The organism is Paenibacillus sp. HW567 (genome assembly GCF_000374185.1).
Lineage (GTDB): Bacteria > Bacillota > Bacilli > Paenibacillales > Paenibacillaceae > Paenibacillus_AQ.
This window is the reverse complement of the sequence record NZ_KB910518.1, coordinates 4,104,069-4,126,930: the sequence shown is the minus strand read 5'-3', so window position 1 is coordinate 4,126,930 and position 22,862 is coordinate 4,104,069. Positions and strand designations below refer to the sequence as shown.

The window sequence follows — 22,862 nt, the reverse complement described above, 5'->3', positions numbered from 1 at the left end:
GAAAAGAATGCCTATGAAAAAGAAATTAAATTTGGCGCCTGTTTTCTTTGTAGGACCCCATATCATCTTATTTGCTGTATTTATTTTGCTGCCGACGTTCTACGGGATATATGCGTCTTTTACGAAATGGAATTTAATGAATGAACCGGTCTGGGTCGGATTGGACAACTATAGGACCATCCTTTTCGACAGCAGTTCTACTTTTCATACGCAATTTAACAACGGTCTGAAGAACACCTTCATATTTGTTCTGCTGAGCGTTCCGCTGTTAATTATCCTTCCGCTGCTGATAGCCGTTGCGCTGGAGCATAAGAAGGTAAAAGGAAAAAGCCTGATCCAGTCCATTCTCTACATTCCGGGCCTGATCTCGATCTCTGCGGGCGCATTGATTTGGCTGCTTCTCTTCAACAAGCAGCTTGGGATGGCCGGCAACGTGTTCGGTTCCAATGTCTCCTGGCCGGCACACCAGCCTTATGCCTGGATTCTCATTATTATCATCACGATCTGGGGCGGCGTCGGAGGCAACATGATTATTTACCGTGCCTCGATCAGCGGGGTGGCCCAGGATTTGTATGAATCAGCGGAAATAGACGGAGCGGGACCAATCCGCAGATTTGCGAGCATTACGTTGCCTTCCATTCGTTTCCCGCTCATTTATACCTTTGTCATGACCACTGCAGGCGCCTTCAATGTATTCGGCCAGCCGCTGATGATGACAAAAGGCGGACCGAATCAGAGCACACATGTACTGATGATGTATATTCGCCAACTGGCTTTCGGAAACGGAGAATCCATTGCGGGAATGGCGTCGGCGATGGCGGTATTGCTGGGATTGGTAATCTTGGTCATCTCTGCTCTGCAATATTATGTAATGAACCGTAATGCGGCTTAAGTATTGATCAAGCATGGCCCAGCAATTGAAATTGAAAAGGCAGGTGTACCCGTATGGCAAACCAGGTGGCAGAGCAATACAGTAAAAGTCCGCTTGTAAACGGACAAAGCAGCGGGAAGAGCAAGGGTTCTGGCATAAGTGTTTCAAAATATATAGCGTATCTGTTCTTGATCGTGCTGTGTGTAATTTGGATTATCCCTGTTGTTTTCGGAATCACAACCTCTTTCCGTTCCCAGACCGAAGTAGTTTCTTCGGGGTTCAGGATGTTTCCGAAGGAATGGATTTTTGATAACTTTGTTGCTATTTTGGAGAACACCTCTACGGCTCCTATCCTGCGTTGGCTCATGAACTCCTTGTTTATTGCCACGTTGCATACGTTTTTGGTGGTTGTGGTCATCTCAATAACCGGCTACGGTTATTCGCGGATGAAATTTAGAGGAAGAGACACACTCTTTTTCACTCTGCTGGGGATTTCATTTTTTCCCGGGGTAGTGAATCTGATTCCTTCCTACAAAATTATTGACGCATTGGGCTGGGTCAACACCTCCTGGGCGATGATTATTCCGGGTCTGGCCGGCATGGGCAATATCTTTCTGGTTAGACAGTTTATGAGCGGAATCCCGAAGGAGCTCGATGAATCGGCTCATGTGGACGGTGCGAGTCATTACCGAATTTACATGTCGATCATTATGCCATTGATTAAGCCGGTGCTGATCGTATGCGCCTTGTTCTCGTTCACGGGGTCATGGAATGACTTCCTGTGGCCGGTTATCGTATTCACGGATGTTGACAAAATGCCGGTAACGGCAGGACTTCTTTTGCTGCAGGATATCTATGGAAACTACCGTATGATCGGGCAATTGATGGGATCAGCAATTCTGGCGATTATTCCTACCTTGCTGTTGTTCCTATTCGCGCAGAAGTACTTTGTTCAATCCATTAATCTGAATTCAGGGATAAAAGGCTAAATATAAAGCTTCTCAAGGAGAGAGAAACTATGACTGCAAAGCTTACCATCCAATCTGATCATCCTAAAAGTAAAATCAATAAAAATATCTATGGACATTTCGCCGAGCATCTCGGCAGATGTATCTATGAAGGCATTTGGGTCGGCAAGGATTCGCCTATTCCGAATACGGACGGCATCCGCAGTGATGTCATCTCCGCGCTGCGCAAGCTCGATATTCCTGTGCTGCGCTGGCCTGGCGGCTGCTTCGCCGACGAATATCACTGGAAGGACGGCATCGGCCTTCACGAGTCCCGCAAACGCATGATCAACACCCACTGGGGCGGAGTGGTGGAGAACAACCACTTTGGCACCCATGAATTTTTCCGGCTCTGCGAGCTGCTGGATTGTGAGCCGTACATCTGCGGCAATGTTGGCAGCGGCACCGTTCAGGAAATGTCGGAATGGGTAGAGTATATGACCTTTGACGGGGAATCTCCAATGGCGAACTGGCGTGCCGATAATGGGTGCGAGCAGCCGTGGAGGCTTACATATTTTGGCGTGGGGAACGAGAACTGGGGCTGCGGAGGCAACATGCGTCCGGAATATTATGCAGACCTGTATCGCCGTTACCAGACGTATGCGCGTAATTATGGAGATCACAAGCTCTATAAAATCGCCGGGGGCGCCAATGTGGACGACTACAACTGGACGGAAGTGCTGATGCGCGAAGCCGGACAGTTCATGGACGGTCTCAGCTTGCATTCCTACACCATCCCGGGAAGCTGGGAAGAGAAGCGTTACGCGCTTGGCTTCGATAACGGCGAATGGTTCGAGACCATGAAGAAATCCCTCCATATGGACGAGCTCATTACCCGTCATTCCGCGATTATGGACAAATACGATCCGGAGCAGCGGGTAGGATTGATTATAGATGAATGGGGAACCTGGTTCCTGTCCGAGCCGGGCACAAATCCCGGATTCCTGTATCAGCAGAACACCCTTAGGGATGCGCTCGTAGCAGGAATACACCTGAATATTTTCCAGAATCACAGCAGCCGTGTGCGGATGACGAATATTGCTCAAATGGTGAATGTACTGCAGGCGCTGATCCTGACCGAAGGCGACAAAATGCTGCTAACGCCTACTTACCATGTCTTCGAGATGTATAAGGTGCATCAGGAGAATGAGCTGCTGGAGGTAGCTTTTGAGAGTCCGGTCTACAGCATGGGAGAGGATTCTATTCCGCAGATAAGCGCATCAGCCTCCCGCGATGAAGCCGGCAAGCTGTACATTTCCCTCTGCAATCTGAGCCATGCGGACAGCGCAAGCCTCACTATTGAGCTTGCCGGAATTTCGGCTGGAACCGTAACCGGGCAAATTCTGACCCATACGGACTTGAATGCCCACAACACCTTCGAGTCGCCGGAGACCGTTGCTCCAACCGCATACAATGGAGCAGCTCTGAAGGACGGAGTACTGGCCTGCCAGCTCCCACCGGCATCCGTTGTTGTCCTGACTATAAGTGCAGGGCAATCGCTTAAGAAATGAACTGAAAACAGGGAAAACAAGGGAAACCGTAAGGTAGGCTGGTTTGATCAGAAATAGCGGCAGAAATGCCGTTGTTCAAGCAAGAACGGGTGGTCCGGTCAGAAATAGCGGCAGAAATGCCGGTGTTGAAGCAAGATTGGGTGGTCCGGTCAGAAATAGCGGCAGAAATGCCGTTGTTCAAGCAAGAACGGGTGGTCCGGTCAGAAATAGCGGTAGAAATGCCGTTGTTCGAGCAAGAACGGGTGGTCCGGTCAGAAATAGCGGCAGAAATGCCGCTGTTGGAGCAAGAACGGGTGGTCCGGTCAGAAATAGCGGCAGAAATGCCGTTGTTCGAGCAAGAACGGGTGGTCCGGTCAGAAATAGCGGCAGAAATGGACCTCTGTCAAGAAAGTGGACACTATTTAAGAGCAAGCACTTAGATTCTTGTAGTACTGGGACTCAAACCGGTCTGGTGATAGATAACCTAAAGAACCATGAATGCGTTTCCGGTTGTAAAAGAGCTCAATATACTCAAAGATTTTCTGCTGTGCTTCTTGCTTGGTCTTAAACCGGGTACGGTACACACACTCTTTTTTCAGCACACTGTGGAACGACTCGATACACGCATTATCGTAACAGTTTCCCTTTCGACTCATACTTGCCTTCATTTTGTAGGTGACGAGCTGCTCGCGGTACTCCGTAGAAGCATACTGCGCCCCCTGGTCGGAATGATGGATCAACCCTTCCGGTGGTTTCTTTGCCTTATAGGCTTCCTGTAAGGCTTCGAGGACTAATTCTTTTTTCATGTGGTCGTACAGCTTCCAGCCCACGATCTTTCGAGTATACAAGTCCATAACGCTCGCTAAATACAACCGGCTTTCCTTGCAACGAATATACGTAATGTCTACCATCCACACCTTGTTCGGAGCCGTCGTCACAAAAGTCTGATCCAAATGATTGGGGGCAATAGGATACTCGTGGTTGGAGTCTGTCGTCTGCACCTTATATTTTTGCGCGCTACAGGAACGAAGCCCTTGCTCCCGCATAAGCTTGCCTACCAGGCGCTCAGACACCTTCCACCCTTCCTTCCGAAGGATATCGGTAAGTTTAGGGCTTCCGTAGACGCCGTTATGGTCGTGAAAAAGCCACGTGAGGCGGGAAGTAAGGGTCTCTCTTCGCTTCTGGATGCTATTCTCCTGACCTTTTTGCGCTAGCCATTTGTAATATCCGCTCTTTGACACCTGAAGGACTTGGCACATCTTCTCTAATCGGAAGGTGGAGCGATGATCTTCGATAAATTGGAAAGTTAGTTTCTTTCCTTGCTGAAGATGTGCACGGCTTTTTTTAAGATGGCGAGCTCTTCTTTCAGATCCTGAATTTCTGCTTCTTGTTGTTTTAAAAGCTTGGCCTGCTGCTGGACCGTTTCCCCAACGGCTGCAGGCTCATGTTTCCATTGACGATATTTACGCATCCATTGGCGCAGCGTTCCCACGGGGACCCCCAGCTCCACGGATAACTCCGGAATCGACTTCGTTTGGCCCTGGATGAACTGTACCGTCTGTCGTTTGAAGTCTTCATTATAGCTCTGTCGTACTTCTTTCATTCTCGGACACCTCTTTCGTGTAAGCTCATTATCTCATGTTCTTACATGGTGTCCACTTTCTATACTAACCGCAGAAATGCCGTTGTTGAAGCAAGATTGGGTGGTCCGGTCAGAAATAGCGGCAGAAATGCCGTTGTTCGAGCAAGAACGGGTGGTCCGGTCAGAAATAGCGGTAGAAATGCTGCTGTTGGAGCAAGAACGGGTGGTCCGGCCAGAAATTACGGCAGAAATGCCGTTGTTGAAGTGAGGAGGGGAAGTTTGGATACTTACGGAGCTATATCGGCCGGAAGTCCAAACATTCCCGGCAGTTACGACCAGACCCAATTGATAGATATGATGTTCAATTTAAATAGAACCAAAGGAGAAACCGTTATGTGCAAGAATAGAGAGTACAGCAATCCGCTTGTGGAGCAGCGTGCCGACCCTTGGGTATACAAGCATACGGATGGTTATTATTACTTTACGGCATCGGTGCCGGAGTATGACCGGATCGAGGTGCGCAGGGCTGCGTCTATAGAAGGGCTTAAAGAAGCAAAGCCCGTTGTAGCTTGGCGCAAATACGAAACCGGGCCGCTGAGCGCCAATATCTGGGCTCCCGAGATCCATTATATCTCCGGCAAATGGTATATCTATTTCGCAGCCGCACGAACGACGGAAACCAAGGAAGGACTGTTCGATCACCGCATGTATGCGCTGGAGAACGAGTCGGCAAATCCGCTGGAAGGCAAGTGGGTAGAGAAGGGCCAGGTCAAGACAGCCTGGGAGACCTTTGCCCTGGATGCCACCGCGTTTCAGCACAAGGGAGTGCTCTATTATGTATGGGCCCAGAAGGACCCGGATATTCCGGGGAATTCCAACCTGTACATTTCGGAAATGGAGAATCCATGGACGCTGACCGGACGGCAGACGATGATCGCTACACCTGAGTATGCTTGGGAGATCATCGGCTTCAGCGTGAATGAAGGTGCGGCTGTTCTCAACCGCAACGGCAAAATTTTCATCAGCTTCTCAGCCAGCGCTACCGATCATAACTACTGCATGGGACTGTTGTCTGCGGACGAAGACAGCGATCTGCTGGATGCCGTCTCCTGGAGCAAGCACCCTGAGCCTGTATTCAAGACCAGCGAGGAGAACGGACAGTACGGTCCGGGGCATAACAGCTTCACGGTCAACGAAAATGGTGAGGATGTGATGATCTACCACTGCCGCAACTACAAGGAGATCACAGGCGATCCGCTCTACGATCCGAACCGCCACACCCGCGCCCAGGTCCTGCACTGGAATGAGGACGGCACGCCGAATTTCGGAGTGCCGGTGAAGGACAGCGGGAAGTAAGGAATTAAGGAAGTTAAGGCTTAACTTTGTGTTCAATCGGCAAGTGAATAGCCATTATAGTTAATAAGAGTGTTCCGTCCAGCCTGCTAAGGGTGGGGAACACTCTTATTTTTTTAACAAGTTGACGGAACCCTTCTCCCAGGCTGCCTGAGGAAGTAAGAAACCACTTTAACTGTACTTCCTGCAGCTATCAGGAGCTAAAATGACTGTTTTTAAGATATAATTGTAATGTTGCAATTATTTTTCACTAATTAGCTGAGTCTGGCTATATCCGGCATAGGTAAGTGCACAGAGTGCAACTAAAAGCAAAGTTGTCTCCAAAAGCGGATTTTTAACTGTATGAAGTGCAAGTAGCATGAAAGATCGAATTGCTTCGGAACTCTCGGGTCCCGGGACTACGCGCAAAAAAGACCGCATCCGCCCAACATGGACGAATGCGGTCTTTTAACAAAATATAAATGAGTTACGGAGTGTACTGCTGAACGATGGATGTCACCCGGCCGTCCTGAATGGTAATGTGGTAGGGCGACTGGCTCAGATCAAAAATGTCGGTTTTGGCGAACTCTTGGATGAACTTCTGGAGGGTGATGCTTTCGTTCCAGTGAATGTCCAGGTCCCCGATGTTTCCGGTATGATCGTAAATTTGCATGGTCACCTTGGCATTGTCCGCAATCGGGTAAGAGGTGAGGGTGTCGCTGTCGTTCACAATATAGTAGCCGTCAGGTGCTCCGCCAATCTCTGCCGCTCCTTCAGGATCGCGTTCGGCAAAGATACGGTCGGCGGCGGCTCCTTCGTACCATTCGATTTCGTCGGCTGTAAGGATGGTGTGACCGTCCTTGGACTGAAGTGCGTGTATATAAACCGTCAGGTTCTGGGTTTTATCGCCACTTTTCGCATCTGCACGTGTACCCGTAGTGCTTGCCGAAGTCACCAGGGAGAGGAACAGCAGGACCAGCACAGGAAACAGATAAACCGATTTTTTCTTTAACATAATAATTTCCCCCTTAAGATTGAATATGACCCGGTGAAAGCCTATATTCTTATTTACCCTTTGTGGTGATTCTCAAATCGGGTTTGTACCTTTATTAACGATGAATTGGCGGATAAGGTTGCAAAAATTTTTGGAATCAAAAGTGGAAAAGTTAGGCATGAAATAGAACCGCTCCGGGGCATATTAAACTATCCAGATTACGGCACAGGGGTGAATGGGAAACATGGCGGCGATATGGCGGATTTATAAAAAAGATTGGGTCAACCTGTTCAAAGCTCCGGTAGCCCTGCTGCTCGTTGCTGCGCTTGCGGTGCTGCCCTCCGTCTACGATTGGGTGAATGTTGCTGCGGTGTGGGACCCGTACAGCAATACATCGGGAATTAAAATTGCTGTTGCCAGCCTAGATCAGGGAGCCGCTGTGGACGGAAAAAGCTTCAACATCGGGGGTGAGGTGCTGGAGAGCTTGCGCGGCAACAAATCGCTGGGCTGGACGTTCACAGATGCCGAATCGGCGGTGCAAGGGGTGCGGCGCGGGGACTATTATGCCAGCATTATCATTCCCGCAGCGTTCTCACAGCGGATGGCGGGGGTCCTCGCAGGTAAGCTGGTAAAGCCGGAGATGGATTATACCGTAAACGAAAAAATCAATGCAATTGCGCCAAAAATCACTGCGAAGGGCGCTTCCGCCATTACAGCACAGATCAGCGAGCGGTTCACAGAAACGCTAAGCAGTACGGTGCTTACGGCCCTTAGAACCATCGACCGCGAATTCCAGACCGAGCTTCCGGTTATCCGCAAGGTGGAGCAGGGCTTATTCAAGCTTGAGGCCAGTCTGCCGGAGCTTGAAAAGGCTGGAAAACTGGTGCTGAAGCTGCAGCAGGACTGGCCGCAGCTTGCTGGCTCCGCCGGACGGATTGCCGCGCTTACGGACAAGCTGCCGGAGGTAGAGCAGGCAGGTAAGGCAGCGGAGCTGCTGGACGAGCATTGGGGGCAGATCAGCGATGCTGCGGGCAGACTGCAGGAATTACAGGGCAGACTGCCCGAACTTACGCGTGCGGGGCCGCTGTTGTCCGGGCTGGATGCGGATCTCCGCAGGGTGGAGCAGGTGCTGGACCGGGCCTCGGACCGACTGGACGAGGCCGGGTCGGTTGTAGCTTCGGCTGCCCAGGCACTGCCGAAGACCGGTCACATCGCTGCAGCGGGGCCCGCCTTCGGCAAGGAGCTGCAGCAGTTCCTTGAGCGGAACAGCGCGGCCTTCGCCGCGGTTCCGCAGGTCGTGCAGCAGAATCTCTATCTGCTGCAGCAAAGCGCTGACGCCGCCGCCCTGCTGGCGGGCCAGCTCGCGCAAAACAGCACGCCGCCGGGCGCAGCGGCGGCAACAGGGCTGCAGCAAGCCGCAGACCGGCTGACCGCCGGCAGCGGCGCGCTGCAGCACACGGCGGCTCTGCTCGCCGCCGTGAACACCCTCGCGCCCGGCGCTGTGCCGGGCAGCGGGCTCCGCGCCCTGGCCGGGGCGCGGGCCGGTTTTGCCGCCGGCGCTGCGCAGGCGGCCAAGCTTGCCGCCGCCCTGCGGGACGGCGGCACAGCGGACCCCGCCGCGCTGACGCAGCTCGGCGAGCAGACCGCCCGGAGCGCTGCGGCGCTGGACGGTCTGCTCTCGCGCTACAGCGCGGAGGGGCTGCCTGCGCTGCAGGGCACGCTGCAGCAGCTCACGTCCGTGGCGGGGACTGCCGCCACGGCCTTGCAGGAGGCGCCGCAGCGGGTGGCGGCGCTGGACACGGTGCTGGATGAAGCGGGGACCGCCATCCAGTACGGGCAGACCGGGCTGGCCGCGCTGCGGGACAATCTGCCCGCGGTTGCGGGCGAGCTACGTGCGGCGGCAGCGGGAATGAGCGGCAGGCTGCCGGCGTTCAGCGATTTCGTGACGAAGGTGCTGCCGCGCATCCAGAGCGCGCTGCCCGCCGCCGGAGAAGAAATTCATGCAGCGGCCGAATTCGCCCGGAAGGATCTGCCTGGGGCGGAGGAGAAGCTCCGCCGCGCGTCGCAGTTGATTACCTCCGGGCTTCCCCTTGCGGACAAGGGAGTGAACCGGGCGGCAGAGCTGGTGAGGGATGATCTTCCCGTTCTGGAGAATGCCGTCCGCCGGGCCGCCAGTACGGTCCGTGAGATCAAGCAGGATGTCAATCTGGAGGAAATCGCCAAGCTGCTGGGCGGAGATATTAAGGGGATCAGTGATTTCCTCGCAAGCCCCGTGGTGATGAAGGAAAAGGCGCTATATCCGATCCCCAATTACGGCTCAGCCATGACGCCGTTTTACGTGGTGCTCTCCTTGTGGGTTGGCGGCACGCTGCTCGTTTCCTTGCTGCGGACCGGAGTCGATACCGGAGGAGCAGCATACCGCCGCTATCAGCTTTATTTTGGCCGTCTGCTGACTTTTCTTACCATAGGCATCCTTCAGGCTCTGGTAGCGGTGCTGGGGAATATCTATCTGCTAAAATGCTATGTTGCTGACAAGCTGTGGTTTGTGCTGTTTGCCGTCCTGATCAGCATCATATTTGTGACGATTGTGTTTACGCTGGTTTCTGTTTTTGGCAGCCTGGGCAAAGGGATAGCTATTGTGTTCATGGTGCTCCAGTTCTCCAGCTCCGGCGGGACCTTCCCGGTCAGCACCACCGGACGTTTCTTCCAAATCCTGAACCCGTTTATGCCGTTCACCTATGCGATCAGCCTGATGAGGGAATCCGTTGGCGGCATCCTGCCGGCAGTTGCCATCCGTGACGCGGTTGCTTTGATTCTGTTCGGCATTGCCGCTCTGGTGCTGGCGCTTACCCTTCAGAAGCCGCTGGAACGGTTCATCCGGCGCTCGGCAGAGCAGGCGGAGAAGTCGAAGCTGATCTCTTAATCTCTAGATTTGACCCTGGAACGGCTTATCTCTCTGCTGTCAACCACTTTTGAACGCGCCAACGGATATTGACCTGGGTTATATTAGCGCCTAAGATATAGGAATATCTGGATGATAGTTCAAATATATGGTTGTCTAGGGCGGTGTTTGCGTGGAAGCAACAGCTACAATTCAAGATGAGCTGGATAAGTACTTGAAAAGAGAAGGCATCACGATTAATCAGTTTGCCGGAATATCCGGGGTCAATTCGGGTACACTCAGCAGTATTATAAATGGAAATCGTCCCATTGCGATGAAGCAGCTTGACCGGATTACAGCGGGTATGGGCCTTGCTGAAGGGGATTTTTATGAGCTGTACATAGATGAATGTGTGATTCACTCCACCCCCGACTGGCGGCGGCTGGGACCGTTCCTGCAGCGCTGCGCGGAGCTGGACAAGCTGGAATGCATCCGCCGGGTGGTCCAGAATATTATGGATAATATTTCGTATGCCCAGGTGCTGTTCGACACGGCAGAGGAATTCTTCGGCCAAGGCAAGCGGCAAGCGGCGGCTCTGCTGTACGAAGGTGTGGCGGAGAGTGAGAAATACCAGCATTCAGAGCGGCTGGCGGTGTGCCAGTACCGCTTGTTCACGATTGCCCTCGGAAAGGACCAGGATGCCAATCTGCGGACAGCCATGCATTTTGAGTATTTTGTAGAGCGGCTGGATGAGGTGGATCAATTAAATGCACTTAAGGATTTGGCGAATATCTACGCTTCGCTTGGGCGCTGGAATAAAGTCGATGCAATAGCGGAAGAGCTGGGGCGCAAGGCAGCCATTCAATATCAGAACAAATATCATAAAATCAGCCGTCGTGCGGCACACAAAGAACCGGCAAGACCCCTGTGCTTTTACATCCTGTATTCACATTTGCTCCGCTCAGCCGTCTGCGATGAGCGCGGCGATTACAAGCAGGCGCTGCATTATGTCTCGCTTTATGCAGAGGCCGGCTGGGTGAAGGAGGATACAGAGGAAGCCCGGCAGATTAAGGACCAGTTCAAGGAATGGGCTGAAGCGAATACATATCTGTATCGTCTGATGTCTGGACAAACGGAAGTGCTTGCGGATTATGTCGGGTTCATTGCCTCCAGGGAGAATGAGATTGTGCCGGGGTTAATCAAAATTATGCAGGCGGCCAACCGTTTTCATTTTTCGGTGGATGACATTATCGAGCGGTTTCAGCCGTTTCTGGGCTTTAAGGAGCAGCGGACCCTGATGGGGAAGCTGAATATCCAGGTGAGCACTGATAAATATAAGACCCTGCTGTTCGAGCTGGCTGTGTATTATTTAGATACGCAGAGATACAAGGATGGTATCGCTTACTTATTCCAAAGTCTGGAATGCTCTGTTAAAATAAACAGTGACAGAAGCATCATTCAATGCGTAGGGTTATTTGAGCAATACAGACATCTCAGCTCCGTTGAGGAACAAGAGCAATATAAACTTCTTATTGGCGAGGTGCGGACGATTAATGAAGAGAAAATTAGCGCTGCTGCTGGCAGCAGGTAGTCTTCTGCTGGCGCTGGAGGCTCCGGCTCTTGTGCTGGATACAGCCTCCACCCAGTCGGTTTTTGAGCCTCTCACACATGGAGTAGGGGCGGAGTAATTCTTTCTGTGCCGTATGCGCCCTATGCGGCCGGCGGGCTAATCTGCCGCCTGCTTGGGGAAAGAACGGGCAGCACAAATGCACCCTCATCTTCACGGGAGGGTGTATTTGTGCAAGTATAAGAATTCATAGGCTTTCGCTATAAAATTTCCACCGGAAGCCGTATTATCTCGCCGGAGCAAAACCGGCCACCTGCCGGAGGATGCCCTCGATCCGCTCCAGCGTGTCCGGCTGGAGCGTGTGATCCACGGCCCGGGCGTTCTCTTCCACCTGCTCCGGCTTGCTGGCCCCGATCAGCGCCGAGCTTACACCCGGCTGGCGCAGCACCCAGGCCAGCGCGAGCTGTGACAGCTTCAGGCCCAGCTCTGAGGCCACTTCGTCCAGCTCAGCTACGACGCTGAGCACGTCATCCCGCAGGTAGCTGCGGATGACGCCGTTCACTGCGTCGTCTGCACCTCGTGTGCCGGCCGGCGGCTGCTGGCCCGGCTTGTATTTGCCGGTCAGGATGCCCTGTGCAAGCGGCGAGAAGACGACTTGGCCAAGCCCTTCCCGGCTGGACACCTCAAGCACTTCCTCTTCAATGTAACGCTCGAACATGTTGTAGATTGGCTGGTTTCCAGCCAGCGGACGCAGATTTAACCGGCGGCTGATCCCGGCGGCATGGGAAATTTGCGATGCAGACCATTCGCTGACAGCGGAGTAGAGGATTTTGCCCTGGGAAGTCAAGTCATCCAGCGCGCGCAGGGTCTCTTCTACCGGAGTCTCCGTATCGTAGCGGTGACAGAAATAGACGTCGATATAATCGGTGCCGAGACGCCGCAGGCTTGCTTCGCATTGCTCCATGATATGCTTGCGGGATAAGCCGCGGTCATTCACACCCTCCCCCATAGGGAAATAGACCTTGGTGCTAAGTACATAATCCGACCGCTGATAGGAGCGGAGCGCGGCGCCAATCGCTTTTTCGCCTTCACCACGGTTATAGGCATTTGCTGTGTCAAAGAAATTGATACCGCATTCAAAAGCCTTGGCAACACAGGCATCCGCCGCCTTCTGCTCCGCCGCCGTGCCGTAAGTGAGCCAGCTTCCGAGGCCGATCTCGCTGACCTTCAGTCCGGTATTGCCCAATCTTCTGTATTTCATATTTGTCATTTCCTCCCTGAAAAGTTTCTGTTATGATGAGGAACAGTCGTGTTAATAGTATCATATCGGCCTAGTAAAAGGTAAGCGTATTCAGTAGATTCCATCCGATTTGTATGCATATTGGCTGTGGGACGGCGTTCATCCGACAACGGCCGGCCATGACTTGCTCGCACGGCAATGACTGAGCGTAGTCGGGAAAAGCGGCATCCTGAACGTATGAGCCGCAGGAGCGGACTTGCCTGTTCATTGCCTGTAACTGACCTCAGCTTCAGCACAAACAAGCCACTCCGGTCTCCCGGGGTGGCTTGTTTCGCGCCGTGACTATGTATATTTGTGCGCAGGCTTCAGCCTGTGAGCTGATTCAGGATCAGGGCTCCCGCCCCCGTAGCTACCGCGTTATCGCTTAAGGCTCCCTTGGTGAACCGGACACTGCACTGCTCCCGGTAATAGGTCTTCTCAAGAGCAACACGTGTGGCCTCCTGATAGAAATAATCGGCTGCCGAGAATAAGGGGCCGCCCAGAATAACCTCCTCCGGGTGGAGAATGTTAATCAGATTCGCGAGGCCGATTCCGCAATAGACCGCAGCCCGTCCAAAAATTCCGGTGACCATAGGGTCTCCTGCCTGCAAGGCTTCGATCAGATGGGAAAAATCAATGCTCTCCGGGTTAGGCGCCAGCTCGCGGAGCAGGGTGTCTTTGCCGAGCTTCCACTCCGCGCGGGCCTGCATTTCCAGTGTACGGATAGAAACATAGGATTCCCAGGCTCCATCATTGCCGCCTGGATGACGTGAAGGAATGCCGGCATTCTCGATAATCATTTGCCCGGCTGCGCCTTCAGTATCAATTACGCTGTACAGAATCCGGCCTTCGTTCATAATGGCCGAGCGCAGGCCGATTCCGGCATGCAGGTAGAGCAGTTGATGCAGCCGCAGGTTGCCGCCTGCCCAATATTCGCCGAGCAGCGCGGTGTTAGCGCCGTTATCCAGGCAGACCGGCACATCCAGAAGCTGCTCAAGCTGTTCCTTGATATGCACCTGCGACCAGCCCGGTGCAGTAAACCCTGCCGGATGTTGGATGATTCCTTCCTTGCGGTCCAGGGGTCCAACCGCCCCAATGCCGAGTCCGATAACCTGGCTGATGTCAACGGAGGCCTGCTCCAGCATACGCAGCGCCTGGGAATGTACGGCTTCCACCAGAAGCTCCGGTGTGGTGTGTTCATCCATTGTCCATGTATACTCATCCAGCAGGGATAGATGAAGATTCATAAGTGCAAGCTTGGAATGCGTGCGGGAAATTTCCAGCCCGAACACATAGCCGAAGAGAGGATTGGTTTCGTATAGGGTGGGTCTCCGGCCTCCGGTTGATTCGCCGTAGCCGACCTCAGACAAGAGGCCTTGGGCAAGAAGCTCATCCAGGATGCGGGTCAAGGTGCTGACGGTAAGCCCGCTCTCCTCCAGCAGCGTTTGTTTGGATACCGTACCCTGTTTTCTGATAGACAAATACATATCTTTGGTTCTGGAGCTTGAAATAACTTCATGAATAGGCTGCACAGGGGGTCTCTCCTTATAACATACATATAACGATTAGGCACAGCCGGTAATTCCGACTAAACCTGTTACTACAATGCCATAAAAGAGAGAGGCCCGCAACCTATATAAGATGAACTAAAGATTAAGAATATCCACATGGCTGCCTTCTGTTCATTAAAAAAAGACTTCGAACGCCGTCCCGATCGGATGGGCCATCCAGGGGAGCGACTGGAAAAAGCAAATAATAGGAAAGTTATGGACTTAAGTTCCTGGTGAAACAGAGGGCGAGTAAAATACGTCACAATGCATATGCTGAATTTTGTCCCAAATGCCGGGATTGGTCGTGTCTGGAGAGCGGTGCTCCAGAATGGCCTGATATAGTGCGGTTTTTTGTTCCAAGTGGGCAACGTGCAGTTTGGCTTCTTCGAGCTTAGCGAGCGCCGCTTCTTTATGCTCCATCATGAGTGTGCAGCGTTGCAGAATGGTTGAATCCCCTTCGAGGCAGAGATCGACGTACATTTTAATGACATCAATCGGCATCCCGGATTGCTTGAGGCATTTGACGCCATGCAGCCAGTTGATTGATTCTTCGTCGAACATCCGAATGTTGTTTTGATTGCGCTGTAGGCTTGGCACCAGGCCTTTATCTGTGTAAAAGCGCACGGCGTGCTCGGTGAGTCCCGTTATCTGGGCGGCTTCTTTGACCGTATGCATGTAATCCTCCTTGGAAAATAAAGTGTTGATATGACTTGACTTCGTGTAACACGAAGGCGATAGGCTTATTATAATGCAAATCGGCCGTAAGCGAAATCCTCGCTGTGGTGCCCGATTCGGGAATTTGCGGCCGTTTGCCGGTTTACATTTGAACAATGGGAGGAATTACAATGCAAACAGTAACATTGAACAACGGTGTGAAAATGCCGATCATCGGCTTTGGTGTCTACCAAATTCCTGATGCTGAAGAATGTGAGAACGCGGTATATGAAGCGCTGATGGCCGGTTACCGCCTGATTGACACTGCCGCTGGTTACCTGAACGAGGAAGCGGTCGGACGCGCGATCAAGCGCAGCGGCGTTCCGCGGGAGGAACTGTTCATCACGACCAAGCTCTGGGTTCAGGATGCCGGCTATGAGAGTGCCAAGCTGGCGTTTGCCAAATCCTTGAAGAAGCTACAGCTCAACTATCTTGATTTATACCTTATTCACCAACCTTTCGGCGATTACTACGGCGCTTGGCGCGCGATGGAAGACCTGTACCGCGAAGGCAAGATCAAGGCGATCGGTGTCAGCAACTTCCTGCCTGACCGTCTGATGGATCTCATTGTGCATAACGAAATCGTGCCCGCCGTCAACCAGGTCGAAACGCACCCGTTCTACCAGCAGATCGGGAGCGCCGCTTTTATGAAAGAGCAGGGAGTGCAGCACCAGTCGTGGGCGCCGTTCGCTGAAGGGCTGGGCAACATGTTCGGTAACGAAGTGCTGACCTCGATTGCGGAAAAACACAACAAGTCCGTTGCCCAGGTCGTATTGCGCTGGCTCGTACAGCGCGAAATTGTTGTTATTCCAAAATCGGTGCGTAAAGAGCGGATCGTCGAAAACTTCGACATTTTCGGTTTTGAGTTGAGCGCGGACGATATTGAACAAATTTCTGCCCTCGATACGCGGGAAAGTCTTTTCTTATCGTACCACGATCCGAAATTCGCCAAGATGCTGGGCACCTTAAGAGTCGATCTGTAACCTTTGATCGAACCGTAAGTTCATCGCGCGTTTATCCCATATCTATTAAGAAAGGGCAGGGCGGCGGACCTGTCCTTTCTTTGTGACTATTCGTAAGCAATAAAATTTGTTAATGCCTCGCCGGAAACTGCTAACGATGTGCACTAAACTAAATGCAACCGGCCCCAATGTGGGACCTCCTAACCGAACCCTATAGCGGCAAGTCCCGCCGCCGAAACATTTGGATGCCTACAGCAAAGGCCGTGAGGCCGGTCAGCAGCAGCCAGAGGGAGATTTGCATAACCTCTGCCGTTCCCTGAACGATATGGGCGGGGCGGTAGAAGCTGAACAGGGTGAAGAATCGCAGGACGTCCAGCTTTTCACTGATTTTGCCGAGTAGATCAATGGTGAAGAAGCCGAAGGTAATCGCCCCGGAGATGCCGAGCGCTCTCTTCTCGTCGTTGCACATGCAGGAGACCAGGAAGCAAAGCCCGCCGATGGCGAAGAAGAGCAAAAAGGCAACGGTGTTGAGCTCAGTGAAACGGCCCATGTCAAATGCATATTTGGTGCCCAGAAACCAGTATTTTCCGGCAAACCCGGAGAGCAGGGTTACCGCCATAATGATAAACAAGGATGTCACAAGCACTATAGCCTGCGTGAACGCTACCTTTCGACGCGTGGTCGGGGTAGCCAGCAGATACCCCATAGAGCCGCGGTCCACCAGCCTGGCTATGAGCTGTGTGGACATCTGTACGCAAACGATGGACAGAATCAGCACCAGTATGAGGCCGTAATATTCCCCGGAGATAAAAGCCTCCGCACTCGCAAAACTGCTGCTCAGCCCGAACGCCCTGCCAACCCCCTCCGGCATGGCCTGGACAAGCTCATCTATTGCCTTCGTGCTGCCGCCCAGACCGGGATAGAGCCAGATCATGAACAGCATGTAAAAGGCAGAGCCGCAGGCGTAGTTCATAATGCCCTTCAGATTCACGCGCATCATTTCCTTATAGAGTGGGAAATTCATTGTACCTTCGCCTCACGATCATAATAGTTCATGAAGATGTCTTCCAGATTCTGTGTAGAGATATCTATGCTGCGGACAGCATAGCGGCCCAGCGCCTGCGTGAATGCATTATAATTGCCCTGCACTGCGATTTGCACCCGGTTCCCTTCATGGAAGGCTACCTCCAGACCGGAAGCGGCGAAATGTGCGGCATCTCCGGGAGTCTCGAAGACAACCTCAAACAGCTTCCGCTGCATCGACTGCAGCTCATGGATATTTTTCACAGTGACGATACGTCCGTCCTTGATAATTGCGGCCCGGTCGCAGGTGCGCTCGATCTCCTGAAAGCTGTGGGAGGACATCAGGAAGGTCGTTCCGGCGGCTTTTTCCTCCAGCACCAGCTCGATAAATACCCGCTGCATCAAAGGGTCAAGGCCGGAGGTTGGTTCATCGAGAATAATCACTTCGGGACTGTGCATGAAGGCTGCGACAATGCCTACCTTTTGCTTCATGCCCTTTGACATTTTGCGGATTGGCGTGGAGACATCGAATTGGAGGCGCTGGATCAGCCGCTCCCGTTTACTGTTATCCTTCACTCCCTGCATCGAGGCCATGAAATCCAAAAAGCCCTTGCCGGTCATACCGTCAATAAAGTTGATCTCGCCGGGCAAATATCCGGTAAGCTTCTGCACCGTTCCCTGTCCCTTCCAGACGTCCAGACCGTTAATCGTGACGGAGCCGCGATCCGGCCGCATGAACCCCATAATATGCCGGATGGTTGTTGATTTTCCCGCGCCATTTGGACCCAGGAACCCGAACACCTCGCCTTTATTTACAGTGAACGATACATTGTCTATGCCTCTCCCGTTAGCAAAACGTTTGCTTAACCCCTCAACCTTCAGCATGCCGCCACCCCCGCCAAAAATAATGAAATATTATTGATTGATTATTTCATATGTTATAATATTCGCGTGATAACACGAAGTCAATACAGTTATGAAATAATTTGCGATAAATATTTCAAAATAATACATTATATTATCGGGTTAGGGTGAAAGTCATGAACGGCTTTGAGAAAAGATCGGCTTTGATCAAAGACAAAATTATGAAGACGACAATGGAGCTGCTGAAGACATGGGAAGTTAAGCGGCTGCGGATTGCGGATATTGCCAAGGCGGCGAGTGTGTCTCAGGTGACGATTTACAATTATTTTGGCAGCAAGGAGGCGCTGATCGGCGAGTCCTTTAAGGCTTTTATTGAGGATTCCATCCGTGAGTTCGAGGAAGAGATGCAGCAGAAGAAATCGCTCAAGGAGCGAATGACTTATTTTATTGTAAAGGATAAGGAAACCTACTCCAGTCTGCCGCCGGCGCTCGTCAAACAGCTCATGATCGACGATCTCGTTATGTATCAGTATATTCAGCAGCAATATGATGACCGGCTCGTGCCCCTGATGGTTCAAATGGTAGAGGAAGGCAAAGCGGGCGGGGAAATTTCGCCGAAGGTTTCCGTAGAAGCGGTGCTGCTGGTGATCCAGATGTATATCAAAAGCTCGGGAGAAATGCTGGACAGTGTAGAGAAGCATGAGGACAAGGAGAGGTTTCTGGAGGAGCTGTTTCATATTTTTTTCTACGGGCTGTGCGGACAGGAGGCTGCGGAGTAAGGCGGAGGGGGTGGCCCCGGCTGGAGCGTACAAGCTCTATGGCCTGGAATAGACGATCAGGAAGCCGGGGCCCATTGCCGATCTAAGAGTATGCGATGCTAGAGCAGCGTTTTGAAGGTATGACGGATCACATCTCCGCGGCTGATAATGCCTACAAGGACACGGTTTCGTTCCACCGGGACTTTTTTGATCTGCTTTTTGCCGAGTATGGTGGCGATTTTCTCGATATCCTCGTCCCAGGAGACGGTGATGACCTTCTTCTTGGCGATAGCCATAACATTCAGATTTAGCAGCCTGCGTGTCCGTTCCTCGAACTCGTCATTATCCCCAATGAACACATTGATCTGAAAAAAAGAATCGACGATAATATCCTCATGTCTGCCGATATAGCGCATGATGTCACCGTCGCTCAAATACGCGACAATTTCATTTCTATCATTAACTACCGGCATGCCGCTGATCCGGTACTGAATGCATTTTTCGATAAAGGTCTGCACCGTATCGTCTTCCTTTACTTTGTAGACCTGTCTGATCATAAACTCGTGAGCCTTCATAAAATGTCCCTCCGCAAGTTATCATTCCGGCAAATAACTTGTATAATGAAAGTATATACTTGTATTATACAAGTAGAAGGAACATTGTCAATGACGAAAGAAAAGAAGGTGCATCCCGCATGGAGAAACGTTCCATAGAAATGATTGAGCTGGAGCTGGCGATGCTTGTCCGCCGTCTGACTTCCATGACAACCTACAAAAAAATCGGCAATCTGGACCGTGCGGCTTATCTGCTGCTGCATCAAATTGCTTTTTACGGATCTGCCGGGGTGAAGGCACTGGCGGATGAATTTCATCTCGATATCTCAACGGTCAGCAGGCAGGTGGCGGCGCTGGAACAGAAGGCATACATCGTGCGGGTCCCCGATCCGGTAGATGGACGGGCTTTTTCGCTGCAGATTACAGATCTGGGGAGCGAGGTTCTGGAGGAGAACCGGCTTGCACGCCAGGACACAATCGGGAAGCTTCTGCATGCCTGGAGCGAGGAAGAGGGAGCGGCCTTGGGGCAGCTTTTGCAGAAATTTAATGCCTCATTTGAAGAAGAGAGCTGAAAAAATCACAGTTGAAATCGCGGAGATCGGCTATGCTGGGAACAATTATAACGGAATCAGGAAGGACGGGGAGGCTGTAATGCTGACGATCACTAGAGCCGGAGCAGAGGCACTTGAGGACATGTGCAGACTGCTGGGCGAGCTATTCGCAATGGAGCAGGATTTCTCCGCCGCTGTCAATATCGACAAGCAGAAAGCTGGTCTCACCTTAATTCTGAATCATCCGGACCGTGGGGTGCTTCTGCTGCTGAAGCGGGAGGAGCAGGTTGTAGGGATGGTGAATCTGGCCTTTGGCTTCAGCACCTTTGAAGGCGGACCCGTAATCATGCTGGAGGATTTTATTATATCTGCGGCGGAGCGGGGGAAAGGGAGCGGCCGGTTTTTTATGGACGGGATTGTGGAATATGCCCGGGACAATGGCTTTCTGCGGATCACGCTGCTCGCCGATGCCGGGAATGCGCGCGCGCTGCATTTTTACGAGGCTGCGGGCTACCGGTACTCCAAAATGAAGTGTCTGCGGCTCACGCTGAACTGAGTTTGGAGGGGGTGGAGAGTGCGGAGAGGTTGGAGCCTCCGGGGCGGGCTGCCTGTCCAGCGAGTTGTTTGTCCGGGATAAAGGCGATTGCCCGGGATAATCTGCTGTATGTTCTGCAACAGATTGTCTTCAAATCCGCCTAATGACAGCTTCTGCTGTATTCTGTGCAGCAGATTTCTGCGGTGGTGCCCTCTCGGGCCGAAATCCGGGGAATTGATTGCACGAAATACAGCAGAGTGAGATTTACCGCAGAAATACATATTTTCTATTGCAGAGAATACAATCACAGATGCCAGGTATCCCCTGAATTGAAGTGGAGTAAGAGGAATGTGCCAATACGCTGCCGAACGGGATTAGGGCGTGGAGACCCTGCCGCAGGCGTATCAGGCCCTGCGAACAGAACCATCTCCTGATCGGAAGAGACTAACCGTATGTAAACGGACTGAGCGGCTCTTATCTCTACCGGAATTCATTTTTCCGCAAGTGAACGGACTCCAGCGTCTTTATGCGCGGACATTCAGCCCACATATATGTGCCGAAGAGGCAATAAGCGCTTTACGGTCCGTTCGCTTGGCTAAATGTACCCCTCTCGGATAAATAAGCGCTTCACGGTCCGTAAGGATCAGGGGAGGACGGATATGACGACCCCCTCTGTCTCCGAACTGCAATGGATATGACGACCTCTTCTGTCTCCGAACTGCAATGGATATGACGACCCCTCTGTCCCCGAACCGCAAAGGCTGCGTTCTAAGGCACTGATTTAGAACCTGCTGCTGATCTAGTGTTCCATTCAAGGAAATAGCGGATTGCCCTTCATGCCCACCCACAGCTCCGACTGCTCAAGCTGGGCGGCAAGCTGCAGCAGCAGCTCCTCACGGCCCTTGGAAGCCATAACCTGGACGCCGATGGGCAGTCCTTCCGGTGTAAGGTGTACCGGCACACTCATCGCCGGCTGGCCGGTCAGATTGGCAAGCTGCGTGAAAGGGGTGTAAGTCAGGCTGGGCTCGAACATTTCATAGATCATCCTCCGCTGCTCTTCCTTGGGCAGCCCGCTTACGTGCAGCAGATTATCAATTTCCTCCGGCTGCTGGGTAAGCTCCCCGACCTTGGGCGCGGAATTGGCATTGGCAGGCGTGATATAGAGGTCGTAGCGTCCCAGCAGAGCCGCCATTTGCGCGGCAGCTACGTCCCATTCGTTCAGACTGTGCACAAATTCGGCTGCGGTGACCTTCTTGCCCGCTTCACCCAGCACCCAGGTTACGATATCAACCTCACTTGCCTTAATGCTGCGGCCTAGTCCGCTCTCCAGCGATTGGAACATCGCCGCCACTTCTCCGGCATTCATCGTATAATAATTCTCCATCAGCCTCACACCGTTTACCGGGCTCAGCCTTTCTTCCACCTCATGTCCCTCTGCCTGCAGCCACTTTACGGTTTTTAACACGGCTGTTACAGCTTCTGCTGCGACGGGCGTTCCGACCGGAGAGGCCGTCGTGAATGCAATCCGCAGCTTCCTCTGCATGGGCTTCGGGAGATCGTCCAGATATACCCCGGGATACAGCGGGGTCTGGAAAGCGGCCTCCGGCTGCAAGGTCTGCAGCAGATCAAGCATCGCTGCGCTGTCGCGCACCGACCGCGTCAACGCGAAGTCGATGGAGGCACCCTGCCACTGGCGGCCGACCCCCGGCCCTACCGGCGTGCGTCCGCGTGTCGGCTTCAGCCCGAACAGGCCGGTGAACGAGGCCGGGATACGGATCGAGCCGCCTCCGTCGCTGGCTCCCGCTGCCGGCACGATCCCTGCGGCAACCGCCGCCGCGGCGCCGCCGCTTGAGCCTCCGGGCGAGAATTCAGTGTTCCACGGATTTCGCGCAGGCCCGTGCAGCAGGGGCTCGGTAATATTTTTGAGCCCGAATTCAGGGGTGTTCGTGTGGCCGAGCGGAATAAATCCGCCGCTTCGAATCCGGGCCACAAAGTTCGAATCCCTCTTGGCGATATGGTCCTTCATCAGCAGTGCGCCGGAGGTAAGCGGTTGTCCGCCGATGGCCTGCGAGATGTCCTTCAGCAGGAAGGGTACTCCGGCAAACGGCCGGGAGCTGTCTTGGACCGGCATCTCATCGGCCTCTTTCAGTGCGGCCTCCCGGCGGGTGCGGACCACCGCATTCAGGAGCGGATTCACTTCGTCCATCCGGGCGAACGCGGCTTCGGCAAGCTCTCGCGGCGAGACCTCCCGCGCTTTGACCAGCGCTGCAAGACCCAACGCATCATATGTGGAATATTCGGAAATCTTCATGATGTATAACCTCTTTCCGGCAGGGATGCCATAGCTG

At 52.9% G+C, this 22,862-nt stretch carries 22 protein-coding genes and 1 pseudogene; 13 read left to right on the top strand and 10 right to left on the bottom strand.

Annotated elements, in window-relative coordinates:
• Window positions 1-13: 13 nt before the first annotated feature.
• The 4 genes from B212_RS0118675 (at window position 14) to B212_RS0118660 (ending at window position 3,808) form a co-directional block, all read left to right on the top strand.
• Window positions 14-892 carry a carbohydrate ABC transporter permease gene (locus B212_RS0118675; protein ID WP_019912509.1) on the top strand — a complete coding sequence of 293 codons (879 nt, stop codon included), beginning with the start codon at window positions 14-16 and terminating at the stop codon, window positions 890-892.
• Between the two features lie 53 nt (window positions 893-945).
• Window positions 946-1,860 (top strand): carbohydrate ABC transporter permease, encoded by a 915-nt coding sequence (locus B212_RS0118670; protein ID WP_019912507.1) that lies wholly within the window; start codon window positions 946-948, stop codon window positions 1,858-1,860.
• Window positions 1,861-1,889: 29 nt separating this feature from the next.
• Window positions 1,890-3,389, top strand: coding sequence for an alpha-N-arabinofuranosidase (locus B212_RS0118665; RefSeq protein ID WP_019912505.1), 1,500 nt, complete (start codon window positions 1,890-1,892; stop codon window positions 3,387-3,389).
• Window positions 3,390-3,454: 65 nt separating this feature from the next.
• Complete coding sequence (locus B212_RS0118660; RefSeq protein WP_019912504.1) at window positions 3,455-3,808, top strand: hypothetical protein; 354 nt, start codon at window positions 3,455-3,457, stop codon at window positions 3,806-3,808.
• Here B212_RS0118660 and B212_RS0118655 read toward each other — a convergent pair.
• Together B212_RS0118655 and B212_RS0118650 are read right to left on the bottom strand one after the other, a co-directional pair.
• A pseudogene (locus B212_RS0118655) lies at window positions 3,791-4,678 on the bottom strand (IS3 family transposase); the annotation flags it as partial. The gene B212_RS0118660 and the pseudogene B212_RS0118655 sit on opposite strands and share 18 nt — an antisense overlap.
• Window positions 4,675-4,971, bottom strand: a complete 297-nt coding sequence (locus B212_RS0118650) for a transposase (protein WP_019908958.1) — start codon at window positions 4,969-4,971, stop codon at window positions 4,675-4,677. The gene B212_RS0118650 and the pseudogene B212_RS0118655, both read right to left, overlap by 4 nt.
• 82 nt (window positions 4,972-5,053) lie before the next feature.
• On the opposite strand from B212_RS0118650, the gene B212_RS35065 reads away from it, so the two are divergent.
• Together B212_RS35065 and B212_RS0118640 are read left to right on the top strand one after the other, a co-directional pair.
• Window positions 5,054-5,218: a hypothetical protein gene (locus B212_RS35065; protein ID WP_019912503.1), complete on the top strand. Its 165-nt coding sequence runs from the start codon at window positions 5,054-5,056 to the stop codon at window positions 5,216-5,218.
• A gap of 125 nt (window positions 5,219-5,343) precedes the next feature.
• The gene (locus B212_RS0118640) at window positions 5,344-6,306 is read left to right on the top strand and encodes a glycoside hydrolase family 43 protein (RefSeq protein ID WP_028530920.1); all 963 of its coding nucleotides are present in this window, start codon (window positions 5,344-5,346) and stop codon (window positions 6,304-6,306) included.
• A gap of 463 nt (window positions 6,307-6,769) precedes the next feature.
• On the opposite strand, the gene B212_RS0118635 is transcribed toward B212_RS0118640, so the two are convergent.
• The gene (locus B212_RS0118635) at window positions 6,770-7,297 is read right to left on the bottom strand and encodes a hypothetical protein (protein ID WP_019912501.1); all 528 of its coding nucleotides are present in this window, start codon (window positions 7,295-7,297) and stop codon (window positions 6,770-6,772) included.
• A gap of 223 nt (window positions 7,298-7,520) precedes the next feature.
• Here B212_RS0118635 and B212_RS0118630 point away from each other — a divergent pair, with 223 nt between their 5' ends.
• From B212_RS0118630 to B212_RS35750, 3 genes are all read left to right on the top strand, one after another.
• Window positions 7,521-10,199 (top strand): YhgE/Pip domain-containing protein, encoded by a 2,679-nt coding sequence (locus B212_RS0118630; protein WP_019912498.1) that lies wholly within the window; start codon window positions 7,521-7,523, stop codon window positions 10,197-10,199.
• A 151-nt stretch (window positions 10,200-10,350) separates the two neighbouring features.
• Complete coding sequence (locus B212_RS0118625) at window positions 10,351-11,748, top strand: helix-turn-helix domain-containing protein (RefSeq protein ID WP_019912497.1); 1,398 nt, start codon at window positions 10,351-10,353, stop codon at window positions 11,746-11,748.
• Entirely contained in the window at window positions 11,711-11,845 is a 135-nt protein-coding gene (locus B212_RS35750; RefSeq protein ID WP_019912496.1) for a hypothetical protein, read from the top strand. Before B212_RS0118625 ends, B212_RS35750 begins: the two co-directional genes overlap by 38 nt.
• Before the next feature lie 165 nt (window positions 11,846-12,010).
• Here the strand turns inward: B212_RS35750 and B212_RS0118615 are convergent, their stop codons facing one another.
• The 3 genes from B212_RS0118615 to B212_RS0118605 all read right to left on the bottom strand — a co-directional run bounded on the left by B212_RS0118615 (window position 12,011) and on the right by B212_RS0118605 (window position 15,228).
• Window positions 12,011-12,985, bottom strand: coding sequence for an aldo/keto reductase family protein (locus B212_RS0118615; protein WP_019912495.1), 975 nt, complete (start codon window positions 12,983-12,985; stop codon window positions 12,011-12,013).
• Window positions 12,986-13,329: 344 nt separating this feature from the next.
• Window positions 13,330-14,535: an ROK family protein gene (locus B212_RS0118610; RefSeq protein ID WP_019912494.1), complete on the bottom strand. Its 1,206-nt coding sequence runs from the start codon at window positions 14,533-14,535 to the stop codon at window positions 13,330-13,332.
• 240 nt (window positions 14,536-14,775) lie between these two features.
• Window positions 14,776-15,228 (bottom strand): MerR family transcriptional regulator, encoded by a 453-nt coding sequence (locus tag B212_RS0118605; protein WP_019912492.1) that lies wholly within the window; start codon window positions 15,226-15,228, stop codon window positions 14,776-14,778.
• 170 nt (window positions 15,229-15,398) lie between these two features.
• Here B212_RS0118605 and B212_RS0118600 point away from each other — a divergent pair, with 170 nt between their 5' ends.
• Entirely contained in the window at window positions 15,399-16,250 is an 852-nt protein-coding gene (locus tag B212_RS0118600; RefSeq protein ID WP_019912491.1) for an aldo/keto reductase, read from the top strand.
• 190 nt (window positions 16,251-16,440) lie between these two features.
• Here B212_RS0118600 and B212_RS0118595 read toward each other — a convergent pair whose 3' ends face one another.
• Both B212_RS0118595 and B212_RS0118590 read right to left on the bottom strand, forming a co-directional pair.
• Window positions 16,441-17,253: an ABC transporter permease subunit gene (locus tag B212_RS0118595; RefSeq protein WP_019912490.1), complete on the bottom strand. Its 813-nt coding sequence runs from the start codon at window positions 17,251-17,253 to the stop codon at window positions 16,441-16,443.
• On the bottom strand, window positions 17,250-18,137 hold the full coding sequence (locus tag B212_RS0118590; RefSeq protein WP_019912489.1) for an ABC transporter ATP-binding protein: 888 nt from the start codon (window positions 18,135-18,137) through the stop codon (window positions 17,250-17,252). Before B212_RS0118590 ends, B212_RS0118595 begins: the two co-directional genes overlap by 4 nt.
• A 155-nt stretch (window positions 18,138-18,292) precedes the next feature.
• Between B212_RS0118590 and B212_RS0118585 the strand changes: the two genes are divergently transcribed.
• Entirely contained in the window at window positions 18,293-18,895 is a 603-nt protein-coding gene (locus B212_RS0118585) for a TetR/AcrR family transcriptional regulator (RefSeq protein WP_019912488.1), read from the top strand.
• Between the two features lie 98 nt (window positions 18,896-18,993).
• On the opposite strand, the gene B212_RS0118580 is transcribed toward B212_RS0118585, so the two are convergent.
• Window positions 18,994-19,449 carry a CBS domain-containing protein gene (locus B212_RS0118580; protein ID WP_019912487.1) on the bottom strand — a complete coding sequence of 152 codons (456 nt, stop codon included), beginning with the start codon at window positions 19,447-19,449 and terminating at the stop codon, window positions 18,994-18,996.
• A 119-nt stretch (window positions 19,450-19,568) separates the two neighbouring features.
• Here B212_RS0118580 and B212_RS0118575 point away from each other — a divergent pair, with 119 nt between their 5' ends.
• Both B212_RS0118575 and B212_RS0118570 read left to right on the top strand, forming a co-directional pair.
• The gene (locus B212_RS0118575; protein ID WP_019912486.1) at window positions 19,569-20,000 is read left to right on the top strand and encodes a MarR family winged helix-turn-helix transcriptional regulator; all 432 of its coding nucleotides are present in this window, start codon (window positions 19,569-19,571) and stop codon (window positions 19,998-20,000) included.
• A 79-nt stretch (window positions 20,001-20,079) separates the two neighbouring features.
• On the top strand, window positions 20,080-20,535 hold the full coding sequence (locus B212_RS0118570; RefSeq protein WP_036669674.1) for a GNAT family N-acetyltransferase: 456 nt from the start codon (window positions 20,080-20,082) through the stop codon (window positions 20,533-20,535).
• 790 nt (window positions 20,536-21,325) lie between these two features.
• Here the strand turns inward: B212_RS0118570 and B212_RS0118560 are convergent.
• Window positions 21,326-22,825: an amidase gene (locus B212_RS0118560; protein ID WP_019912482.1), complete on the bottom strand. Its 1,500-nt coding sequence runs from the start codon at window positions 22,823-22,825 to the stop codon at window positions 21,326-21,328.
• Window positions 22,826-22,862: the final 37 nt, after the last annotated feature.

Coding starts and splice junctions, on each gene's coding strand:
- B212_RS0118585 (WP_019912488.1), top strand. CDS start 18,293: ATGAACGGCTTTGAGAAAAGATCGGCTTTGATCAAAGACAAAATTATG.
- B212_RS0118580 (WP_019912487.1), bottom strand. CDS start 19,449: ATGAAGGCTCACGAGTTTATGATCAGACAGGTCTACAAAGTAAAGGAA.
- B212_RS0118600 (WP_019912491.1), top strand. CDS start 15,399: ATGCAAACAGTAACATTGAACAACGGTGTGAAAATGCCGATCATCGGC.
- B212_RS0118635 (WP_019912501.1), bottom strand. CDS start 7,297: ATGTTAAAGAAAAAATCGGTTTATCTGTTTCCTGTGCTGGTCCTGCTG.
- B212_RS0118560 (WP_019912482.1), bottom strand. CDS start 22,825: ATGAAGATTTCCGAATATTCCACATATGATGCGTTGGGTCTTGCAGCG.
- B212_RS0118590 (WP_019912489.1), bottom strand. CDS start 18,137: ATGCTGAAGGTTGAGGGGTTAAGCAAACGTTTTGCTAACGGGAGAGGC.
- B212_RS0118665 (WP_019912505.1), top strand. CDS start 1,890: ATGACTGCAAAGCTTACCATCCAATCTGATCATCCTAAAAGTAAAATC.
- B212_RS0118575 (WP_019912486.1), top strand. CDS start 19,569: ATGGAGAAACGTTCCATAGAAATGATTGAGCTGGAGCTGGCGATGCTT.
- B212_RS0118650 (WP_019908958.1), bottom strand. CDS start 4,971: ATGAAAGAAGTACGACAGAGCTATAATGAAGACTTCAAACGACAGACG.
- B212_RS0118670 (WP_019912507.1), top strand. CDS start 946: ATGGCAAACCAGGTGGCAGAGCAATACAGTAAAAGTCCGCTTGTAAAC.
- B212_RS0118595 (WP_019912490.1), bottom strand. CDS start 17,253: ATGAATTTCCCACTCTATAAGGAAATGATGCGCGTGAATCTGAAGGGC.
- B212_RS0118675 (WP_019912509.1), top strand. CDS start 14: ATGAAAAAGAAATTAAATTTGGCGCCTGTTTTCTTTGTAGGACCCCAT.
- B212_RS0118630 (WP_019912498.1), top strand. CDS start 7,521: ATGGCGGCGATATGGCGGATTTATAAAAAAGATTGGGTCAACCTGTTC.
- B212_RS0118570 (WP_036669674.1), top strand. CDS start 20,080: ATGCTGACGATCACTAGAGCCGGAGCAGAGGCACTTGAGGACATGTGC.
- B212_RS0118660 (WP_019912504.1), top strand. CDS start 3,455: ATGCCGTTGTTCAAGCAAGAACGGGTGGTCCGGTCAGAAATAGCGGCA.
- B212_RS0118605 (WP_019912492.1), bottom strand. CDS start 15,228: ATGCATACGGTCAAAGAAGCCGCCCAGATAACGGGACTCACCGAGCAC.
- B212_RS0118615 (WP_019912495.1), bottom strand. CDS start 12,985: ATGAAATACAGAAGATTGGGCAATACCGGACTGAAGGTCAGCGAGATC.
- B212_RS0118640 (WP_028530920.1), top strand. CDS start 5,344: ATGTGCAAGAATAGAGAGTACAGCAATCCGCTTGTGGAGCAGCGTGCC.
- B212_RS35750 (WP_019912496.1), top strand. CDS start 11,711: ATGAAGAGAAAATTAGCGCTGCTGCTGGCAGCAGGTAGTCTTCTGCTG.